This is a genomic window from Bradyrhizobium sp. (assembly GCF_036009065.1).
Classification (GTDB): domain Bacteria; phylum Pseudomonadota; class Alphaproteobacteria; order Rhizobiales; family Xanthobacteraceae; genus Bradyrhizobium.
Map to the genome: position 1 here is coordinate 1 of NZ_DASYMN010000237.1, position 19,062 is coordinate 19,062.

At 63.1% G+C, this 19,062-nt stretch carries 16 protein-coding genes and 1 pseudogene; 12 read left to right on the forward strand and 5 right to left on the reverse strand.

All coding sequences use genetic code 11. The features are described 5' to 3' along the window. Nucleotides 1-245, reverse strand: a pseudogene (locus tag VGP39_RS14215) (glycosyltransferase family 4 protein); the annotation flags it as partial. Between the two features lie 289 nt (nucleotides 246-534). Between VGP39_RS14215 and VGP39_RS14220 the strand changes: the two are divergent. The 7 genes from VGP39_RS14220 to VGP39_RS14250 all read left to right on the forward strand — a co-directional run bounded on the left by VGP39_RS14220 (nucleotide 535) and on the right by VGP39_RS14250 (nucleotide 12,476). Continuing rightward, nucleotides 535-2,298, forward strand: coding sequence for an ABC transporter ATP-binding protein (locus tag VGP39_RS14220; RefSeq protein WP_327568739.1), 1,764 nt, complete (start codon nucleotides 535-537; stop codon nucleotides 2,296-2,298). A gap of 73 nt (nucleotides 2,299-2,371) precedes the next feature. Beyond that, entirely contained in the window at nucleotides 2,372-4,573 is a 2,202-nt protein-coding gene (locus VGP39_RS14225) for an amylo-alpha-1,6-glucosidase (protein ID WP_327568740.1), read from the forward strand. Between the two features lie 24 nt (nucleotides 4,574-4,597). After that, nucleotides 4,598-5,050 (forward strand): PRC-barrel domain-containing protein, encoded by a 453-nt coding sequence (locus VGP39_RS14230; protein WP_327568741.1) that lies wholly within the window; start codon nucleotides 4,598-4,600, stop codon nucleotides 5,048-5,050. Nucleotides 5,051-5,200: 150 nt separating this feature from the next. Beyond that, nucleotides 5,201-6,382 carry an MFS transporter gene (locus VGP39_RS14235; protein WP_327568753.1) on the forward strand — a complete coding sequence of 394 codons (1,182 nt, stop codon included), beginning with the start codon at nucleotides 5,201-5,203 and terminating at the stop codon, nucleotides 6,380-6,382. 206 nt (nucleotides 6,383-6,588) lie between these two features. Continuing rightward, nucleotides 6,589-7,860 (forward strand): serine hydrolase domain-containing protein, encoded by a 1,272-nt coding sequence (locus tag VGP39_RS14240; RefSeq protein ID WP_327568742.1) that lies wholly within the window; start codon nucleotides 6,589-6,591, stop codon nucleotides 7,858-7,860. A 321-nt stretch (nucleotides 7,861-8,181) separates the two neighbouring features. Next, entirely contained in the window at nucleotides 8,182-9,330 is a 1,149-nt protein-coding gene (locus VGP39_RS14245) for an efflux RND transporter periplasmic adaptor subunit (protein ID WP_327568743.1), read from the forward strand. Next, nucleotides 9,327-12,476 carry a multidrug efflux RND transporter permease subunit gene (locus VGP39_RS14250; protein ID WP_327568744.1) on the forward strand — a complete coding sequence of 1,050 codons (3,150 nt, stop codon included), beginning with the start codon at nucleotides 9,327-9,329 and terminating at the stop codon, nucleotides 12,474-12,476. Before VGP39_RS14245 ends, VGP39_RS14250 begins: the two co-directional genes overlap by 4 nt. A 2-nt stretch (nucleotides 12,477-12,478) precedes the next feature. On the opposite strand, the gene VGP39_RS14255 is transcribed toward VGP39_RS14250, so the two are convergent. Together VGP39_RS14255 and VGP39_RS14260 are read right to left on the reverse strand one after the other, a co-directional pair. Beyond that, entirely contained in the window at nucleotides 12,479-12,859 is a 381-nt protein-coding gene (locus tag VGP39_RS14255; RefSeq protein ID WP_327568745.1) for a helix-turn-helix transcriptional regulator, read from the reverse strand. A 154-nt stretch (nucleotides 12,860-13,013) separates the two neighbouring features. Further along, nucleotides 13,014-13,748, reverse strand: a complete 735-nt coding sequence (locus tag VGP39_RS14260) for a DUF3750 domain-containing protein (RefSeq protein WP_327568746.1) — start codon at nucleotides 13,746-13,748, stop codon at nucleotides 13,014-13,016. A 127-nt stretch (nucleotides 13,749-13,875) separates the two neighbouring features. On the opposite strand from VGP39_RS14260, the gene greA reads away from it, so the two are divergent. Further along, nucleotides 13,876-14,355, forward strand: coding sequence for a transcription elongation factor GreA (gene greA, locus VGP39_RS14265; protein WP_327568747.1), 480 nt, complete (start codon nucleotides 13,876-13,878; stop codon nucleotides 14,353-14,355). Between the two features lie 225 nt (nucleotides 14,356-14,580). On the opposite strand, the gene VGP39_RS14270 is transcribed toward greA, so the two are convergent. Next, entirely contained in the window at nucleotides 14,581-14,880 is a 300-nt protein-coding gene (locus VGP39_RS14270) for a hypothetical protein (RefSeq protein ID WP_414644676.1), read from the reverse strand. Continuing rightward, nucleotides 14,877-15,116: a DUF2171 domain-containing protein gene (locus VGP39_RS14275; RefSeq protein WP_327568748.1), complete on the reverse strand. Its 240-nt coding sequence runs from the start codon at nucleotides 15,114-15,116 to the stop codon at nucleotides 14,877-14,879. Before VGP39_RS14275 ends, VGP39_RS14270 begins: the two co-directional genes overlap by 4 nt. A gap of 282 nt (nucleotides 15,117-15,398) precedes the next feature. Here VGP39_RS14275 and VGP39_RS14280 point away from each other — a divergent pair, with 282 nt between their 5' ends. The 4 genes from VGP39_RS14280 to VGP39_RS14295 all read left to right on the forward strand — a co-directional run bounded on the left by VGP39_RS14280 (nucleotide 15,399) and on the right by VGP39_RS14295 (nucleotide 18,872). Further along, the gene (locus VGP39_RS14280; protein WP_327568749.1) at nucleotides 15,399-16,313 is read left to right on the forward strand and encodes an amino acid ABC transporter substrate-binding protein; all 915 of its coding nucleotides are present in this window, start codon (nucleotides 15,399-15,401) and stop codon (nucleotides 16,311-16,313) included. 160 nt (nucleotides 16,314-16,473) lie between these two features. Then, on the forward strand, nucleotides 16,474-17,205 hold the full coding sequence (locus VGP39_RS14285) for an amino acid ABC transporter permease (RefSeq protein ID WP_327568750.1): 732 nt from the start codon (nucleotides 16,474-16,476) through the stop codon (nucleotides 17,203-17,205). A gap of 6 nt (nucleotides 17,206-17,211) precedes the next feature. Beyond that, nucleotides 17,212-17,904 carry an ABC transporter permease subunit gene (locus VGP39_RS14290; RefSeq protein ID WP_327568751.1) on the forward strand — a complete coding sequence of 231 codons (693 nt, stop codon included), beginning with the start codon at nucleotides 17,212-17,214 and terminating at the stop codon, nucleotides 17,902-17,904. Nucleotides 17,905-18,140: 236 nt separating this feature from the next. Further along, complete coding sequence (locus VGP39_RS14295; RefSeq protein ID WP_327568752.1) at nucleotides 18,141-18,872, forward strand: amino acid ABC transporter ATP-binding protein; 732 nt, start codon at nucleotides 18,141-18,143, stop codon at nucleotides 18,870-18,872. Nucleotides 18,873-19,062 lie beyond the last annotated feature (190 nt).

A 19,062-nucleotide genomic window follows, 5' to 3' on the forward strand; every position in this document is an offset into this window, starting at 1 on the left:
CGCACATGCTCCAGCATCACCATATGCAGCGCGTTGGGGTCGCGAACCGATCCGTCGAGGCGCAACGCCTTCGGCCAAGTCGCATCGAGCTTTGCGGACGTTTGTGAATCCCCGCTGGCGAACAATGTGACATCGTTTCCGAGCGCGACCAGTTCCTCGGTCAGCCAGTGCACCACCCGTTCGGTGCCGCCGTAAAGCCTGGGTGGAACAGCCTCCGTCAACGGAGCAATCTGCGCGATGCGCATCTATGCGTCTCCTGATGTCGTTTGGGAACAAAGACCACCCCGCATCTGCACGGCACCGGCATGCAACGGGGGAACGTTCTCGCATCTGCGAAGTTCCTTGAACACGCATACTTCTTTCACATCGGCGTCTTGCTGATGCCATCTCATCCACTCAGACTTTCGATGTGCAAAATTGTTGCGCAGTGATGGCAACACGACGGGAAACTCAAAACCGTTACGGCAGATCGACCGCGCCAAATGTGGCCGGGTAGAGATTCTCGTTTCCCTCCACCAGCTTTTGCAAGGCCCCATGGACAATCTTTCAGGATACGCACATCGCCCGTTCGCCTTCGTGCTGCGCTATCTGCGCCAGCGCCTTGCATCGCACGCTGTCATATTGACTGCTGTCGTTGCAGCCGTTGCTTGTTCGGTAGGCACGCAATACGGCGTGAAATACTTGGTCGATGGCTTGGCGGCCGGCCCGGCGCGCGGCGGCGGCGTATGGCTGGCATTCGTTTTTCTCATGTCGCTGATAGCTGCCGATAATTTCCTGTGGCGGATCGCGAGCTGGACCGCGAGCTTCACATTTGTGGGAGTGACCGGTGATCTGCGCCGCGACATCTTCCGCCATCTGACCGGGCACGCGCCGAGCTATTTCTCCGACCGGCTGCCGGGCATGCTGACCAGCCGCATTACCGCCACCTCCAATGCGGTCTTCACCGTCGAGAACATGTTCGTCTGGAACGTGCTGCCGCCCTGCATCGCGACTATCGCGGCGATCGCGTTGATCGGCACCGTCAGCCTGCCGATGGCGGCGGGAATGATCGTCGTCGCCGGCGCCATGGTGGTCGCGATGTTTCATCTCGCAGCCAGAGGCAAGCCTTTGCATGACGACTTCGCCGACAAGGCCGCCGCGGTCGACGGCGAAATGGTCGATGTCATCAACAACATGCCGCTGGTACGGGCGTTTTGCGGCCTTGGCTACGAACACGAACGGTTCGATAACACGGTCAACCGGGAATTGAGGGCGCGGGGCCGCAGCCTGCGGTATCTTGAGAAACTGCGGCTCACGCATGCGGCGATCACCGTCGTTCTGATCATAGCCTTGCTCGGGTGGGTCATAACCCTGTGGCAGCACGGCGGCGCCACCACCGGCGACGTGGTGCTGGTCTGTACCTTGGGGCTATCGATCTTGAACGCCACGCGCGATCTCGCGGTGGCGCTGGTGGATGTCACCCAGCATGTTGCGCGAATGACGGAAGCCATCGCGACGCTGCTGCTGCCGCATGAATTGAGCGACCATCCGGAAGCCGAGCCGCTGGTGAAGGCGGGCGCGGCGATCGCCTTCAACAACGTCTCGTTCCGCTATCCCGGCGGGCTGCAAGTGTTCGAGCGGTTCAGCCTGCGGCTTCAGCCGGGGCAACGCGTGGGGTTGGTCGGCCAGTCCGGCGGCGGCAAGTCGAGCCTGTTCGTACTGCTGCAGCGGTTTTACGAGGTGCAGCACGGCTGCATCACCATCGACGGCCAGGATATTTCGCGCGTCACCCAGCAAAGCCTGCGCGAGGCGATCTCGGTGGTGCCGCAGGATATCTCGCTGTTCCATCGCTCGATCATGGAAAACATCCGCTATGGCCGTCCCAACGCCACTGACAACGAGGTGTTGCGCGCGGCCATCGCGGCGCGCTGCGATTTCGTCGAAACCCTTCCCGAAGGGCTCGCGACCATGGTCGGTGACCGCGGCATAAAACTGTCCGGCGGCCAGCGCCAGCGCATCGCCATCGCCCGCGCCTTCCTGAAGGACGCGCCGATCCTGTTGCTCGATGAAGCCACCGCCGCGCTGGACTCCGAATCCGAGGAAGCCATCCGCGAGGCGCTCGGCCGCCTGATGCGCGGGCGAACCGTGATCGCGATCGCGCACCGCCTCGCCACGCTGCGCAATTTCGACCGGGTGATCATGCTGAAGGCGGGCAAGATCATCGAAGACGGCCCGCCGGATCGCCTGATGCAGGGCCAGGGCCCGTATCGCGAGTTGGTGACGCAGGAAATGAGCCGGCTTGCGACCCACGCGGCCTGATCCTTGAGCTATGCTGTCGCTGTGGCGAATCACCAAACGTTTTTCGCTAGATCAGCAAACCAGCCGAGGTCAAATGCCAGCTGAAGTCGTGACCAAACTGAAAATTCCGACCGTCGAGCCTGTCTCGGAATCGCCGTTTTATATTCCGATGACCGGGCCCGCGGCACGGCCGCGCCGTTCGCTCAAGCACGACGATACGTTTATCGTGCTCGACAGCCATGGCGACATCGGCGCATCCGCCGGCGGACCCGACGGCCTGTTCAACTGCGACACCCGCTATCTCGCCCGGCTCGAACTGGTGCTGGATGAAGCGCAACAGCCGCTGCTGCTCGGCTCCATTTTGCGCGACGACAATTCCGCGCTGACGGTCGATCTCACCAACCCCGATGTTGTCCGAGGCGGCCGCATCGTGCTGCAGAAGGACATGCTGCACATCGTGCGCACCATCTTCCTGTGGCGCGGCACCGCCTATCAGCGAATCGGCTTGCAGAATCACGGCGAGAGTCGCGCGAGCTTCGACTTGACGTTGATGTTCGACAATGATTTTGCCGATTTGTTCGAAGTGCGCGGCGAGAAACGCCCGCACCGCGGCATCGGTTCCAGCAAGCTGCTCGGGCCGGCCGATGTGGCGCTGGAATATAACGGGCTTGACGGCAAGGCGCGCCGCACGACGTTGCATTTCGATCCCCGGCCCACACGACTGACTTCCAGCATTGCCACTTGGCATCTCGAACTGGCGCCGCTAGCCACCACATCGCTGTTCACCGCGGTATCCTGCAACAAGCCGGTCACGCACAGGCCGGCGCGATTCCTTCGCGGGCTGCTGGCGCATCGGCGCGAAATGCGCAAATTCACCGCGGGCGCGACCAGCATCGAGACCTCCAACAATATCTTCAATGAGGTGCTGTGCCAGTCGATGGCCGACCTCAACATGCTGATGACGGAAACGCCGCAGGGCCGCTATCCCTATGCCGGCATTCCCTGGTACTCCACCACGTTCGGACGCGACGGACTGATCACCGCGCTGCAGATGCTGTGGGTCGACCCGCGCATCGCGCGCGGCGTGCTGAAGCGGCTCGCATTCTATCAGGCCAGGAGCGTCGATCCGCTCGCCGACGCCCAGCCCGGAAAGATCCTGCACGAGATGCGCGGCGGCGAGATGGCCGCGCTGCGCGAGGTGCCGTTCGCGCAATATTACGGCAGCGTCGATTCGACGCCGCTGTTCGTGCTGCTGGCCGGGCTCTATGTCGAACGCACCGGCGACGACGAAACGCTCGCCGAGCTGTGGCCCGCGATCGAAGCGGCGCTGCGCTGGATCGACACCTATGGCGATCCCGACCGGGACGGCTTTGTCGAGTACCAGCGTGCGTCGGAACAGGGCCTCGCCAACCAGGGCTGGAAGGATTCCTACGACGCCATTTTCCATGCGGACGGCCAACTCGCCGAAGGGTTTATCGCGCTGGCGGAAGTGCAGGGTTATGTATTCGCTGCCAAACGGCTGGCGGGCCGCTGTGCCTTGCGGTTGGGACACCCCGACATCGCGGTTAAGCTCGAGACCGAAGCGCGGCAACTGGCCGAACGTTTCGAGCAAGCGTTCTGGTGCGATGAACTCGGCACCTATGCGCTGGCGCTCGACGGCGACAAGCGCGCTTGCGCGGTGCGCACTTCCAACGCCGGACAGGTGCTGTTCACCGGCATCGCGCGCGAAGACCACGCCCGCATGGTGGCCGCCGACCTGATGCGGCCGCATTTTTTCACCGGCTGGGGCATCCGCACCGTGGCCCGCGGCGAAGCACGCTACAACCCGATGTCCTATCACGACGGCTCGATCTGGCCGCACGACAACGCGCTGATCGCGCTGGGGCTGGCGCGTTACGGGTTGAAGCATTCGGTCGAGCATGTGTTCAAGGGTCTGTTCGATGCCGCCACCTACATGGATCTGCGCCGGCTGCCGGAACTGTTCTGCGGTTTTCAGCGCGAGAAGCGGCGCGGGCCGACGCTGTACCCGGTCGCCTGCGCGCCGCAGGCCTGGGCCAGCGCGACGCCGTTCACACTGCTGGAGGCCGCCCTTGGTCTGGAATTCGACGCGGCGCGCGGCGAAATCCGGTTGCGCAATCCGCGCCTGCCGGCCTTCCTCAACGAAGTGGTGCTGCGCGATCTGCAGCTCGGCGCTTCCAGCGTCGACTTGCGGGTTCGCCGGCATGGTGAAGACGTATCGCTGGAGGTGCTGCGCACCCGCGGCTGGATTCAGGTTTCGATCGTTCTGGCGCACTGAATCGCCTGACGTCAGGAGGCTCTAATGCGCGCAAGCCAGCGCATCGCGATTATCGCAATCGCATTTGCCGCATTCCTTCCCGCATCGCGGGCGCAAAACGACGGGGCTTCGCAAAAAGAGGCCGCGCCGCCCTCGGTCACCGTCATTGGCGCAAGGGACGCCCATGGTGTGCTCGGCCGTGACGTTCGTAGCGCGGCGGACGAGAACATGGGCCGGATTGTCGACGTGATCGTCGCTCGGGGCGGGCAGGTACGTGCAGCCGTGATCGATTTCGGCGGCTTTCTCGGCGTCGGCAGCCGGAAAATCGTGGTCGACTGGAATGCGCTGCATTTCGGACGGATCGCCAACAAGCGCGACAGCATTACGCTTGAATTGACCAAAGAGCAGGTGACGGCGGCGCCCGAATACAAGGAAGACACGCCGATCGTGGTGCTCGGCGCGTCCGGCAGCCTGCAGCCGCTGCAATTCACCCCCTAATGATTTCGGAGATGGTACCTGTTGGCGCATTCGTCCAGACAGTCGATTGACCGGAGTGAGGATGACCGCCGCGACCGGGCGACCGGGCGCGGCAATGAACCGCCGCCATCAGAGCCCACGCGCAAGCCGTCATCGCCATCGCGCCGGAGCGTGCGCGGCCTCGACTGGTTCATTTTCTTTCTCGCCGACGTGCAGACCGGATTCGGACCGTTCGTCGCGGTTTATCTGACCACGCAGAAATGGACCCAGGTTGAAATCGGTTTTGTGTTGTCGATCGGCGGGTTGGTCGCGCTGATCGGGCAAATGCCCGGCGGCGCCATTGTCGACGCGGCGCGCTCCGAGCGGCTGGTGGCCGGCCTCGCGGTCGCGACCATCGGCGTCTGCGCGCTCGGCTATGCGGCGTGGCCGATCTTTCCGGTCGTGGTGGCCGCGGCCACCCTGCACGCTGCCGCCAGTTGCGTGCTGGGACCGGCGATTGCCGCGATCAGCCTCGGCCTGGTCGGACCGTTCGCGATCGGCGAACGGCTCGGACGCAACGCCCGCTACGCGGCGCTGGGTAACGGCGTCGCCGCGGCCGTGATGGGCACCGCCGGCTATCTGTTGTCGAGCCGTTCGGTATTTCTCGTCACCTTCATTCTGGCGATTCCGACGCTGCTCGCGCTGTCGCGGATTCGCGAATGGGAAATCGACCCCGCGCGGGCGCACGGCGCGGTGCCGCGGGAGGTGCCCGACCCCGACGCAACCAGCGTGATCAAACTGGTACGCCAGCCCCCGTTGCTGATCTTCGCCGGCTGCGTGCTGCTGCTGCAACTCGCCAACGCCGCGATGTTGCCGATCATGGCGGGCGTGGTGACGACCCGCTCCAGCCAGTGGGCGCCGGCGCTGATCGCCGCCTGCATCATCGTGCCCCAGGCCATCGTCGCGCTGACGTCGCCGTCGGTGGGGCGCAAGGCGCAGCAATGGGGACGGCGGCCATTGCTGCTGCTGGGTTTCGCAGCGCTGGCGATTCGCGGCGTGCTGTTCGCCACGGTCAGCGATCCATACTTGCTGGTCGCGGTACAGATATTCGACGGCATCACCGCGGCGGTGTTCAGCGTGATGATCCCGCTTGTCATCGCCGATATCGCGTTCGGCAGTGGCCATTTCAGCCTGGCGCAGGGCATCGTCGGCACCGCCACCGGCATCGGCGCCTCGCTCAGCACCGTGCTGGCGGGTTATGTCACCGACAAGCTCGGCAGCAGCGTCGCTTTCTTAGGGCTGGCGGCGGTTGCGGCGACGGGCCTTGCCACGATCTGGCTGGTGATGCCGGAGACGCGGCGAAGCGCCGCCTGATTCCGTGCCCCGGACGCAGCGCAGCGCGCCGTTCTTCACGGCGTGGTGCGCTGCAGAGCCGGGGCCGTAACGAGCGCCGGTGTTTGGTACGGTCCCGGCTCTGCGGAGCGGCATGAAGAATGCCGCACCGCGTCCGGGACACGATGTCGCTATATCGGGACCGATCGATCTGGATTGGAATGCGGCCTTGCAGTAATCTCTCCCGAATGGATTGCACCTTCATATCCAAGCATTGTCGCGGCGCGCTGCTCGCCGCGGTCTGGCTGATCGTCTTTGGCGCCGCGCCGGCGCGGGCCGATGACGCCGCACCGAAGCCGGCGGTTTTCTCGCCGGAAAAACTCGGACGCATCGACGATTTCTTCAATAATGAAGTCGCCACCGGAAAAATTCCCGGCGCGATGGTATTGATCAAGCAGCACGGCCGGCAGGTCTATTTCAAGACCTTCGGCATCAGCGACACCGATACCGGCAGGCCGATGACCCCGGATACGATTTTCCCGCTTCATTCGATGACCAAGACCATCACCAGCTTTGCGGCGATGACCCTGGTCGATCAGGGCAAGCTCCGGCTCGACGATCCGGTGTCGAAATACATTCCGTCCTTTGCAAGGATGAAGGTCGGCATCGAGAAAAAGAAAGATGGCAGGCCGGTGCTTGAACTGGTGCCGCCACGCCGCCCGCTGACCATCGAGGATCTGCTGTTGCATACCTCCGGCATCACCTATGGTTTCTATGGCAACGGCCTGGTCAAGGCGGCCTACGCCGACATCTATTTCGGCGATTTCGATAACGCACAGTTCGCCGAACGCATCGCGATGAAGCCGCTGGCCGAGCAGCCGCGCACGCTGTGGGACTACGGACATTCGACGGATATCATCGGCCGCGCCATCGAAGTCGTATCCGGACAATCGCTGTATCAATTCGAGAAGACCCAGTTTCTCGATTCTCTCGGCATGACCACCACAAAGTTTTTCCTGACCGATCCGACGGAGCGCGCGCGATTTGCAAAACCGCTGCCGCGCGACCGCGCGGTCGAGCGCAATTCGCTCGACGTGACGCGGTGGGAATCCGGCGGCGGCGGAATGGTGACCACGATGAGCGATTTTGCGCGTTTCGCGCAGATGCTGCTGAACGGCGGCGAACTCGACGGCATGCGCTATCTCAGTGCCGCGACCTTCGCCGCGATGACCACCGACCACATCGGCCCCGGGTCCGGCGTTGAGCGCGATTATTTCTATTTTCCCGGCGACGGCTTTGGCTTCGGTTATGGTTTTGGCATCCGCACCGATCCGGGCAAGGCGGTGCCGCCGCCGCCAGGCTCCATCGGCGAGATCAAATGGGACGGCGCCAGCGGTACCTATTTCGTGGTCGATCGCGCCAACGACTTGTTCTTCATCCTTCTGGAGAATTCGCCATCCGAGCGGACCCGCATCCAGCCGGCGCTGAAGCGGATCATCTACGACGCGCTCGGGAAGTGATTCACCTCTCCCCGCAGGGGAGAGGTCCACGCGCATCGTCAGATGCGCGGCGGGTGAGGGGCCTTTCCGCTAAGTCCGAGTGGGTGGAGAGACCCCTCACCCGAAGCCTGCGCGGAGTTTATCATCGGGCGGCGCTTCGCGCCGACCCGTTGGCTTCGGCTTCGACCTCTCCCCTACGGGGAGAGGTGAGAAGGAGCCGGCGCCGAAACCGGTTGACATGCAGCGGTCGGGAAATGAGTCTAGGCGGACGTCTTGCAACGGCCTCTGCGGAGATTACCTTTGCGCGACCTCGAAAACCGATGCGACTGATTGGGCGTGGCAATGAAGCCAGAATACAATCGATTTCGCCTTGCACCCTTACTCGCACTATTATTGCTCGCCGGCTGCGGCGACAAGCCGAGCCAGCCGGCCGCGACCGCGCCGCCGCCGGTCACGGTGGCGCAGCCGACCAAGCGTACCGTCACCGATTGGGACGAGTTCACCGGGCGGTTCGAAGCCGTCGAAGAGGTTCAGGTTCGCGCCCGCGTCGGCGGCTTCGTCACCAGCGTGGAATTCCGCGACGGCGCCATCGTCCGTGCCGGCGACCTGCTTTACGTCATCGATTCCCGCCCGTTCGAGGCGGTCGCGCTGCAGGCCGATGGCCAGCTTTCCGACGCGCGAGCCAAGGCCGAACTGGCCAAGCGCGAGCTCGATCGTGCGCTGACCTTGGTCCAGACCAGTGCGGTCTCCGAATCCGTCGTCGACCAGCGCCGCCAGACCCTGCAGGCCGCGCACGCTGCCGAGATGCAGGCCGAAGGCGCGCTGAAAGCGGCCAAGCTCAATATTGAATTCACGCACGTGACGGCGCCGATGACCGGCCGCGTCGGCCGTCACCTGGTCAGCGTCGGCAATCTCGTCCAGGGCAGCGAGGGCAATGCCACGCTGCTCACCTCGATCGTCACGCTGGATCCGATTTACATCTATTTCGACGTGGATGAAGCGACCTACCTGAAGAACAACAGACTGTGGTTCGAAGGCCGCCGGCCCAGCTCGCGCGATACGCCGAACCCGGTGCACGTGACGCTGACCGGCGAAACAAAATCATCACGTGACGGCAAGATGGATTTCCTCGACAACCGCCTCGATCTGTCGACCGGCACGTTGCGCAGCCGTGCGGTCATTCCCAATAAGGACTTTTCGATCCTGCCGGGGCAATTCGGCCGCGTGCGGTTGATCGGCAGCGCGCCCTATGAGGCGCTGCTGCTGCCCGACACCGCGGTCGCCACCGACCAGTCGCGCAAGATCGTATTTGTCGTAAAGGACGACGACACCGTCGAAGCAAAGCCGGTCACGCTCGGACCGCTCGACGAAGGCTTACGCGTCATTCGCGAGGGGCTGAAGGCGGAAGACCGCGTCATCGTCGATGGCATCCAGCGCGCGCGCGTCGGCGCAAAGGTCGCGCCGCACGCAGCGGCCGGTAACAAGTCATGAACCTCGGAAGGCTCTCCATCAACCAGCCCATTCTGGCGATGGTGTTGTCTATCGTGCTGTTGATCGTCGGCGCGATCGCCTACACCACGCTGCCGGTCTCGGAATATCCGCAAGTTGTGCCGCCAACCGTCGTCGTCACCACGCAATATCCCGGCGCTACTGCGCAGACCGTGTCCGATACGGTCGCCGCGCCCATCGAGCAGGAAATCAACGGCGTCGAGGACATGCTGTATCTCTACAGCCAGGCGACCTCGAACGGCAATCTGACCATCACGATCACCTTCAGGCTCGGCACCGATCTCGACAAGGCGCAGGTGCTGGTGCAGAACCGCGTCGCGATCGCGCAGCCGCGATTGCCGGAAGAGGTGCAGCGCAACGGCGTCGTCACCCGCAAGAACAGCCCCGACATCCTGATGGTCGTGTTCATGCTGTCGCCGGACGACAGCTTCGACCAGCTCTATATCAGCAACTATGCGCTGCTGCAGGTGCGGGACGAACTGCTCCGCCTCGACGGCATCGGCGACATCCAGATGTTCGGCGCCCGCGATTACTCGATGCGGCTGTGGCTCGATCCGGACCGGATCGCAACGCTCGGGCTGACCTCCGCCGAGGTGGTGGCCGCGATCCGCGCACAAAACCTGCAAATCACCGGCGGGCAGATCGGGGAGCCGCCGATCGCCGACCGCGCGTTCCAGCCCAATCTCACCTTCACGGGACGCCTGAAGGATCAGAAGCAATTCGAGGACATCGTGGTCAGGGCCGGCGCCGATGGCCGCACCGTTCGGCTGCGCGATGTAGCGCGGGTTGAACTCGGCGCGTTGTCGTATGCGACCAACAGCTTTCTGCTGCGGAAATCGGCGGTCGCGCTGCTGGTGACCCAGCGGCCCGGCTCGAATGCGCTGGCCACCGCCAAGAACATCTCAGACACGATGGTAAAGTTGAAGGCCAGCTTTCCAAAGGGTCTCGATTACAATATCGGCTACAACCCGACCGAATTCATCGCGCAATCCGTCCACGAACTGATCAAGACGATCTACGAGGCGATGCTGCTCGTCGTCATCGTCGTGCTGGTGTTCCTGCAGGGCTGGCGGCCGGCGATCATTCCGATCATCGCCATTCCGGTGTCGCTGGTCGGCACATTTGCCGTGATGGCGGCGCTGGGGTTCTCGATCAACAATCTCACGCTGTTCGGGCTCGTGCTCGCGGTCGGCATCGTGGTCGATGACGCGATCGTGGTGGTGGAAAACGTCGAACGGCATCTCGAGCACGGCATGAGCCGGCGTGATGCGGCGCTCAAGACGATGGAGGAGGTCGGCGGCGCGCTGGTGTCGATTGCGTTGGTGCTGTGCGCGGTGTTCGTGCCGACTGCATTTCTCGGCGGCATCTCCGGGCAGTTTTTTCAGCAATTCGCCGTCACCATCGCGGTGGCGACCGCGATTTCCTGTTTCTGCTCGCTGACGCTTTCTCCGGCGCTGGCCTCGCAAATCCTGCAGCCGCATGAGGACAAGCGGCCGCCGGCAAGCTGGAACTTCATTGCGCGCGGCTGGGACGCGTTCACCGGGGTTTTCAACCGCGGTTTTGACCGGCTGTCGCACGGCTATGCCAGGCTGGCGGACTTCGTGATCCGGCATTCGGTGGTGATGCTGCTGCTGTATGTGGCGTTGATCGGCAGCGCAGGATGGCTGCTCGCTACCACGCCGCAAGGTTTTATTCCCGCGCAGGACCGCGGCTATGTCATCATATCGGCACAATTGCCGGGCGCGGCGTCGCTGGCGCGCACCACCGATATCGTCCGTCAGATCGAGAAAACGGCGCTGGATACCCCGGGCATCGTTCGCGTCGCGGCATTCGCCGGCTTTTCGGGCGCGACCCGAACCCAGGCGGGCAATGCGGCGGCGCTTTTTCCGGTGTTCGAGGAGCCGGAAGTGCGTCACGGCAAAGGTCTGAGCGCGGCGGCGATCACGGTCGATCTGCGCAAGCGCCTGTCCGCGATTCAGGGGGCCTTCATCATCGTCATTCCGCCGCCGCCGGTGCCGGGCATCGGCACCGGCGGTGGTTTCACGATGCGCATCCAGGATCGCCAGGGCCGCGGACCCGAACTGCTGGCAGCCGCCAACGACGAGCTTGTTACCGCCGCGCGCAAGGCGCCCGGATTGACGCAGGTATTCTCGCCCTTCACCGCCAATACCCCGCAGGTGTTCGTCGATATCGATCGGGTCAAGGCGCAGAAACTCGGCGTGCCGATTGCGAACATCAACGAAACCATCCAGACCTATTTCGGCTCGACCTACGTCAACGACTTCAACCTGTTTGGCCGCACCTACCACGTCACCGCGCAGGCCGACCTGCCATTCCGCAAGGAGACGTCCGATCTGGCGCGCCTGCGCACCCGCAATGCCGCAGGCGACATGGTGATGCTCGGCAGTGTGGTGGATTTCCGCGACGTTTCCGGCCCCGACCGCGTCGCGCGCTACAATCTCTATCCGACGGCGGAGCTGCAGGGAGAAGCGTTGCCGGGAACGAGTTCGGCGACCGCCATCAACACCATGAAGCAGTTGGCGGAAGAGACCTTGCCGAGCGGATTTTCCTATGAGTGGACCGACCTGTCCTATCAGCAGGTCACCGGCGGCAATGCCGGCCTCTATGTATTTCCGATCTGCGTGCTGTTCGTGTTCCTGGTGCTGGCCGCGCAATATGGCAGCTGGAGCCTGCCGTTCGCCGTCATCCTGATCGTGCCGATGTGCCTGCTCGCCGCCACGCTCGGCGTGCGCATCATGGGTCAGGACGTCAACATCCTCACGCAAATCGGGTTCGTGGTCCTCGTGGGGCTCGCCGCCAAAAACGCGATCCTGATCGTCGAATTCGCCCGCGACATCGAGCTTGAGGGCAAGCCGCGCCTCGAGGCCGTCATCGAAGCCTGCCGGTTGCGGATCCGGCCGATCCTGATGACGTCGTTCGCATTCATTCTCGGCGTGCTGCCGCTGGTGATTTCGTCGGGGTCGGGCTCCGAAATGCGGCAGGCCGTCGGCGTCGCGGTGTTTTTCGGCATGCTTGGCGTGACGCTGTTCGGCCTGATCTTCACACCGGTGTTCTATATGGTGGTGCGGGGATTGGCCGAGGGTCGGAAGGCGCCGCACATACCGTGACGTTAGGCTGCGATGGCGCGCGACGCCCGGCGTGGCTTGTGGCGCACCACCACGTCCACCTTGTAATCCAACCGATCGAGGCAGCGAACCAGGCGGTCCAGCGAGAACTTTCCTACACGGCCGGTAATAATGGAAGACACGTCGGGCTGCTTGAGGCCAAGCAAGATCGCCGCCTTGGCTTGGGTGAGTTTGCGGCGTTTGATGATCGAACGAATTTCCCGGATCAGCTTTGCCTTGAGCAACTCTTCTTCGGGATTGGCAAAGCCAAGGTCAGCGAAGACGTTGCCGCTGCAATTGCCGTAGGGTGGGCAAAGGCGCTCTTGCGCCGTGCCCACCATCCATACACACCGCGCCGTCATCCTGAGGTGCTCGCCGTTCTTCACGGCGAGCCTCGAAGGATGGGTCACAAACGCTTGCGGCCCATCCTTCGAGACGCGCGCAAGAGCGCGCTCCTCAGGATGACGGTGGTGTATGTGCGGCGATTGAGGTTGGTGGGCACACCGCCGGACGCGTTCGCGCCCGGCCGCTTTGCCCACCCTACGCGTCTGACGTCTGGGCCACGCCGATGCGTCCGAGGCCGGGGAGTTTTATGGCCGGACGGCGCAGGTCGATGCCGAACACGGCGCCGAGAAAATTGACCTCAAGACCTTCGACCCAGCCGGCCGTAATGCCGAGATAGCCGTCCAGCGAAAGCCGAATGCCGGTGCGCGACGGCGTCAATCCGATCCATCGATCGTCGTAAGGATAATCCTTGCCGATCGCGGTAGGCGGCAGCGTCGCGCGCAATTCCGGGACCGCGGCAAGCGCCGCCGTGACGAAGGTGTTGGAATTCGGCCCAGGCCAGGCGCGGTAATCGCCAGAGGATCGCAGCTTGTAGTTTGCGATGGCGGCGCGGATTTTCGGAATCATTTGCGCCGCGGCTTCGCCGTCGGCGGCAGCGATCACTTCCGGGACGTCGCCGAACCACCGGCCATCGGCGGCAAAGCCGTTGACCCAGATCGGTTCGCCCCAGGCGGTGTAGTCGTATCTCGTATAGGTCCGCGCATGCCGCTCCTTGAAAACGATCCAGCTGTGCACCGCGAAGATGCCTTTCCAGCGAACGGTCCGTGCGGCGAACACGCGGACCAGCGCATCCGGATGCTCGGAAGGCGGCGGAAGCAGGCCGGCGCTGGAGCGGTCGGCCACCTGCCAATTGACGGAACGGTCGCCGAGCCAATATTTGGCCGCCGACGCGCCGATCGGAACGATCAGCATCAGCAATAAAACGATCACAGATTTTCTCACGGGTGAGGACTTCGGTCAGGGGATGCTGCCGATATAATCGGAAATTGCGATTTTGCCATGGGGGGACCGGGTTTCGTCTCTTTCCCGGCCCTGTTCCCGACCCCATATTCCGGCCATGAGCCGAGCATTTGTAAAGGATACCGACGCCGACGCGGTCGAGGACTTGCCGGATAGGCCTGTCTCCGAGCATCCCAACGACGTCACCGTGGAAGGCCTTGCGCAAATCGAGGCGGCGGTCGCGGCGGCGCAAGCGGCGCATGCCGCCGCGCAGGAGGCGGGCGACCGCGCGGCGATGGCGCAGGCATCGCGCGACCTGCGCTACTGGAGCGCCCGCCGCGCGACCGCCCGCGTCGTGCCGGATGCGGATGACGGCACACAGATCCGGTTTGGCAGCACGGTGACGATCCTCCGCGACGACGGCCGCGAGCAGACTTTTCGCGTCGTCGGCGAAGACGAGGCCGATCCCTCGCAGGGAACGCTGTCGCATGCCTCGCCGCTAGCGCGCGCGCTGTTCGGGAAAAAGGTTGGCGACGTCGTGCCGGCCGGCAATGGGGAAGCCGAGATCGTGGCGATCGGCCGCAACAGAGAATCGTAGGATGGGCAAGGGCGCTCTCGCGCCGTGCCCACCAACCATACACCGCCGTCATCCTGAGGTGCTCGCCGTTCTTCACGGCGAGCCTCGAAGGATGGGCCACAGGTGCTTGCGGCCATCCTTCGAGACGCGCGCAAGAGCGCGCTCCTCAGGATGACGGCGGTGTATGAGTGGAAAGGTTGGTGGGCACGCCACCGGACGCGGTCGCGTCCGGCCGCTTTGCCCACCCTACGCCGGATCCGGCTGACGAAATTTTCTGGGAAACTCATCCGGCCATGACAGCGCGGTCTGCGCTGCCAGCGCTTTCATCAGCACTTCGGCGCCGCTGCCATAGGACGAGCCCGGCGGCAATTCGAAACCGGCGCACAGATCCTCGGACATCGCCTCGGTTTCATCAACCACGTCGATCGCCGGTCCCCACCACCACGCCGGCGCGGGCGACCGTTCGTCGTCGGGCACCAGCCGCCATTGGGCGAACTCGCGCCCGATCCGTTCGAATTGCAGTTTCGCCGCCTGTTGCACGCTCAACCTTGTCCGTGTTGCCAGTGCGAGGTCACGTCCGCGCCTGACTTGTTGAGGTGGACGTGCTGATCGACATGATCCACCCATGATACCGGAATGAAATGATGGTGCTGTCCGTCCGGCGAACTCTGCTTGGTCAGCTTGATCTTGTCGGGCCCGTCGAGATGATCGACTTGCCCGACCGTCTTGCGGTCGGACGAAATCACGTCCATGTGTTCTTTGATCTTCGACGTATCCAGCATGTTGCGTCTCCATAAGATGTTCCGGAGACTAAACGCCGCAACCCAGGCTCCGTTCCGTCAGCCGTAGGGTGGGCAAAGGCGCGCTCTTCGCGCCGTGCCCACCACTTCGCTTCAACCGCCATTAAGATGGTGGGCACGGCGCGAGTGCGCCTTTGCCTACCCTACAGCGCGGTTTTCCTTGTCACAGGCTGCATTTAAGGGTCGAATGGCTTACCGACCGCTCTTGGTCCGAGCCTCGAACGGACTGATGCGGTCAAACGGATCCAGGCAAGGAGAACAGGAATGAAACGCAGCTATATGATTGGTTTTGCGCTGGCCACGGCGCTCGGCGCGGGGCAGGCGAGCGCCCAGGAACTCACCGGGACGCTGAAAAACATCAAGGACACCGGCGCCATCACCCTTGGACATCGCGATTCGTCGATTCCGTTTTCCTATCTTGACGACAACCAGAAGCCGATCGGCTACGCGATGGACATCTGTTACAAGATCGTCGAGGCCGTGAAGAAGGAGCTCAAGCTCGACAAGCTCGAGGTCAAACTCAATCCGGTGACATCGTCGACCCGCATCCCCTTGCTGGCCAACGGCACCATCGACCTCGAATGCGGCTCGACCACCAACAACACCGAGCGCCAGAAGCAGATCGCCTACACCAATACCCACTTCCTGACCGCCAGCCGCTTCGTCTCCAAGAAGTCCAGCAACATCAAGTCGATCGAGGATCTCAAGGGCAAGCCAGTGGTCTCCACATCGGGTACTACCAATATCAAGCAGCTCACCGAAGCCAATGCCGCGCGCAACCTTAACGTCAACATCATCCCGGCCAAGGATCACGCCGAAGCATTCCTGATGGTCGAGACCGATCGCGCCGTTGCTTTCGTGATGGACGACATCCTGCTCGCAAGCCTGGTCGCCGGATCGAAGGAGCCGGGTGCCTATGTGATCTCCACCGATGCGTTCTCGAAACCCGAGCCCTATGGCATCATGCTGCGCAAGGACGATCCCGCCTTCAAGAAGGTGGTCGATGCCGCCACGGCGGCGCTCTACCAGAGTCCGGAGGGCGCCAAGATCTATGAGAAATGGTTCATGCAGAAGATTCCGCCGAAGGGATTGACGCTGAACGTGCCGATCGGCCCGGAGCAGAAGAAGACGTTTGCCAAACCGTCGGACTCGCCCGATCCTGATTCCTACGCGATGTAAACATATCCGCCGTCATCCTGAGGAGCCGCGCTTGCGCGGCGTCTCGAAGGATGGCCGCACGCGCTTGCGGCCCATCCTTCGAGGCTCGCCGCGAAGTGCGGCGAGCACCTCAGGATGACGAGAGTTTGCTGCTACGGCTCACGGTGAATGAGATCGGCGCGTGAATTATAACTGGAACTGGCGCATCTTCTTCGAGCCGGCGCCCAACGGCACCGGCACCTATCTGGACATGCTGCTGTCGGGGCTGGTGCTGACCATCGAGACCGCGATCTGCGCCTGGATTCTGGCGCTGGTATTCGGCTCGATCATAGGCGTGCTGCGCACGCTGCCGTCGAAAACGGCGGGCCGGATCGGTGTTGCTTACGTCGAGTTCTTCCGCAACATGCCGCTCTTGGTACAGCTGTTCCTGTGGTTCTTCGTGCTGCCGGAAATCGTGCCGCGGGCGTGGGGGCTCTGGCTGAAGCAGATGCCGCACGCGCCGTTCTACACGGCGGCTGTTGGCATCGGGCTGTTCATGTCGGCGCGCGTCGCCGAGCAGTTGCGGGCCGGCATCAACTCGCTGCCGCGCGGGCAGGGGCTGGCCGCGACCGCGCTCGGCCTCACCACCTTCCAGAAATACCGCTATGTGCTGCTGCCGATGGCGTTCCGCATCGTCCTGCCGCCGCTGACCTCCGAGTTTCTCAACACCATCAAGAACACCTCGGTCGCCATCACCATCGGCCTGATCGAACTGACCGGCGAGGCGCGCGCGATGCAGGAATTTTCCTTCCAGGTGTTCGAGGCCTTCACCGCCGCGACGCTGCTGTACCTTGCGATCAACATCGTCGTCGTGACCGCCATGCGCTTGCTCGAGCGCCGCGTGGCGATCCCCGGCTATATCACCGGGAAATAGCAGCCGATGTTCGCCAGTTTCGACTTCGACGTGATCCGCCGCTCGCTGGGCTATCTGTTCATCGACGGCATGACCTTCACGCTGACGCTGACAGGTCTTGCCGCGCTGGGCGGGCTGGTGTTCGGCACCTTGATCGCGCTGATGCGGCTGTCCGGCTTCAGGCTGCTCGGCTATGTCGCCGGCCTTTATGTCGACCTGATGCGGTCGTTGCCGCTGGTGCTGGTGATCTTCTGGTTCTATTTCCTCGTTCCCTATATCGGGCAATGGCTGACCGGCGCATCGCGTCCGATTCGGGTCGGCTCGTTTACCTCGTCGCTGGTCACCTTCATCATGTTCGAGGCCGCGTATTTTTCCGAAATCATGCGCGCCGGCATCCAGTCGATCTCGAAGGGTCAGCCCGCCGCCGCCCAGGCGCTCGGCCTCACCTATGGCCAGACCATGCGCTACGTCGTACTGCCGCAGGCCTTCCGCAATATGCTGCCGGTGTTGCTGACCCAGACCATCGTGCTGTTCCAGGACACCTCGCTGGTCTATGTGCTGTCGATCCCCGATTTCTTAGGGGCGGCAAGCAAGGTCGCGCAGCGCGACGGCCGGCTGGTCGAGATGTACCTGTTCGCGGCCGTGGTCTATTTCACCATCTCCTTCTGCGCATCCTTCGGCGTCCGCCGCCTGCAGGCGCGCATCGCCGTTCTCCGCTAGGGCATCATGACTTTAGGTCGAATCGCAACGACGCTCGGATCACCTCTCCCCGCAGGGGAGAGGTCGGGTCGCATCGTCAGATGCGATCCGGGTGAGGGGTCTATCCGCGAGTCCGAGCGTGTGGAAAGACCCCTCACCCGAAGCCTGCGCTGCGCTCCGGCTTCGACCTCTCCCCTGCGGGGAGAGGTGACGCGAACCGCGTTCGCCCAAATTCATCACGCTCCAGCGAGCTTTTCATGATCCAGATCAGCCACGTCGACAAATGGTACGGGCCGGCCTTTCAGGCGCTGAAGGACTGCACCACGCACGTCGACAAGGGCGAGGTGGTGGTGGTATGCGGGCCTTCCGGTTCGGGCAAATCGACCTTGATCAAATGCGTCAACGCGCTGGAGCCGTTCCAGAGCGGCGAAATCATCCTCGACGGCATCAAGGTCAACGACCCCAAAACCGATCTGCCGAAACTGCGGGCGCGCGTCGGCATGGTGTTCCAGCATTTTGAGCTGTTCCCGCATCTGCGGATCGTCGAGAATCTGTGCCTGGCGCAGGAAAAGGTGCTCGGCCGTTCGCACGAGGAGGCGATGGCGAAGGCTGCAAAGCTGCTGGACCGCGTCGGTCTCAACGATCATGCGCAAAAATATCCCGCCGAACTGTCCGGCGGCCAGCAGCAGCGCGTAGCGATTGCGCGCGCGCTGGCGATGGATCCGATCGCCATGCTGTTCGACGAGCCGACCTCGGCGCTCGACCCTGAGATGATCAGCGAGGTGCTCGACGTCATGGTCGATCTCGCGCGCGAGGGCATGACCATGATGGTGGTGACCCATGAGATGGGCTTTGCGCGCAAGGTCGCGCATCGCGTCATCTTCATGGACCAGGGCGAGATCGTCGAGGACGCGCCCACGGAAGAGTTTTTCGGCCGGCCCCGCAGCGACCGCGCGCAGAAATTCCTGTCCAAGATTCTGTCGCATTAGAGCATGGTGAGTTTGGTGACGCACTACAACGCCGCCCTCATCCTGAGAACCTGATCCAAAAATGTATCCGAGTCATTTCAACTACTTAGGAACGACGGTGTTGCGGGGATCTGACCTCAGGCAAATCTGCAGTTATTGCGATGCTCCAACGGGTTTCAACAAGTCGCATCTGAAAGTGGGCTGACTTTCC

What these genes read in the sequence shown, in the direction of transcription:
- VGP39_RS14220 (WP_327568739.1), top strand. Translation starts at nt 535, where the DNA reads ATGGACAATCTTTCAGGATACGCACATCGCCCGTTCGCCTTCGTGCTG.
- VGP39_RS14250 (WP_327568744.1), top strand. Translation starts at nt 9,327, where the DNA reads ATGAACCTCGGAAGGCTCTCCATCAACCAGCCCATTCTGGCGATGGTG.
- VGP39_RS14245 (WP_327568743.1), top strand. Translation starts at nt 8,182, where the DNA reads ATGAAGCCAGAATACAATCGATTTCGCCTTGCACCCTTACTCGCACTA.
- VGP39_RS14290 (WP_327568751.1), top strand. Translation starts at nt 17,212, where the DNA reads ATGTTCGCCAGTTTCGACTTCGACGTGATCCGCCGCTCGCTGGGCTAT.
- VGP39_RS14275 (WP_327568748.1), bottom strand. Translation starts at nt 15,116, where the DNA reads ATGCTGGATACGTCGAAGATCAAAGAACACATGGACGTGATTTCGTCC.
- greA (WP_327568747.1), top strand. Translation starts at nt 13,876, where the DNA reads ATGAGCCGAGCATTTGTAAAGGATACCGACGCCGACGCGGTCGAGGAC.
- VGP39_RS14230 (WP_327568741.1), top strand. Translation starts at nt 4,598, where the DNA reads ATGCGCGCAAGCCAGCGCATCGCGATTATCGCAATCGCATTTGCCGCA.
- VGP39_RS14240 (WP_327568742.1), top strand. Translation starts at nt 6,589, where the DNA reads ATGGATTGCACCTTCATATCCAAGCATTGTCGCGGCGCGCTGCTCGCC.
- VGP39_RS14280 (WP_327568749.1), top strand. Translation starts at nt 15,399, where the DNA reads ATGAAACGCAGCTATATGATTGGTTTTGCGCTGGCCACGGCGCTCGGC.
- VGP39_RS14295 (WP_327568752.1), top strand. Translation starts at nt 18,141, where the DNA reads ATGATCCAGATCAGCCACGTCGACAAATGGTACGGGCCGGCCTTTCAG.
- VGP39_RS14225 (WP_327568740.1), top strand. Translation starts at nt 2,372, where the DNA reads ATGCCAGCTGAAGTCGTGACCAAACTGAAAATTCCGACCGTCGAGCCT.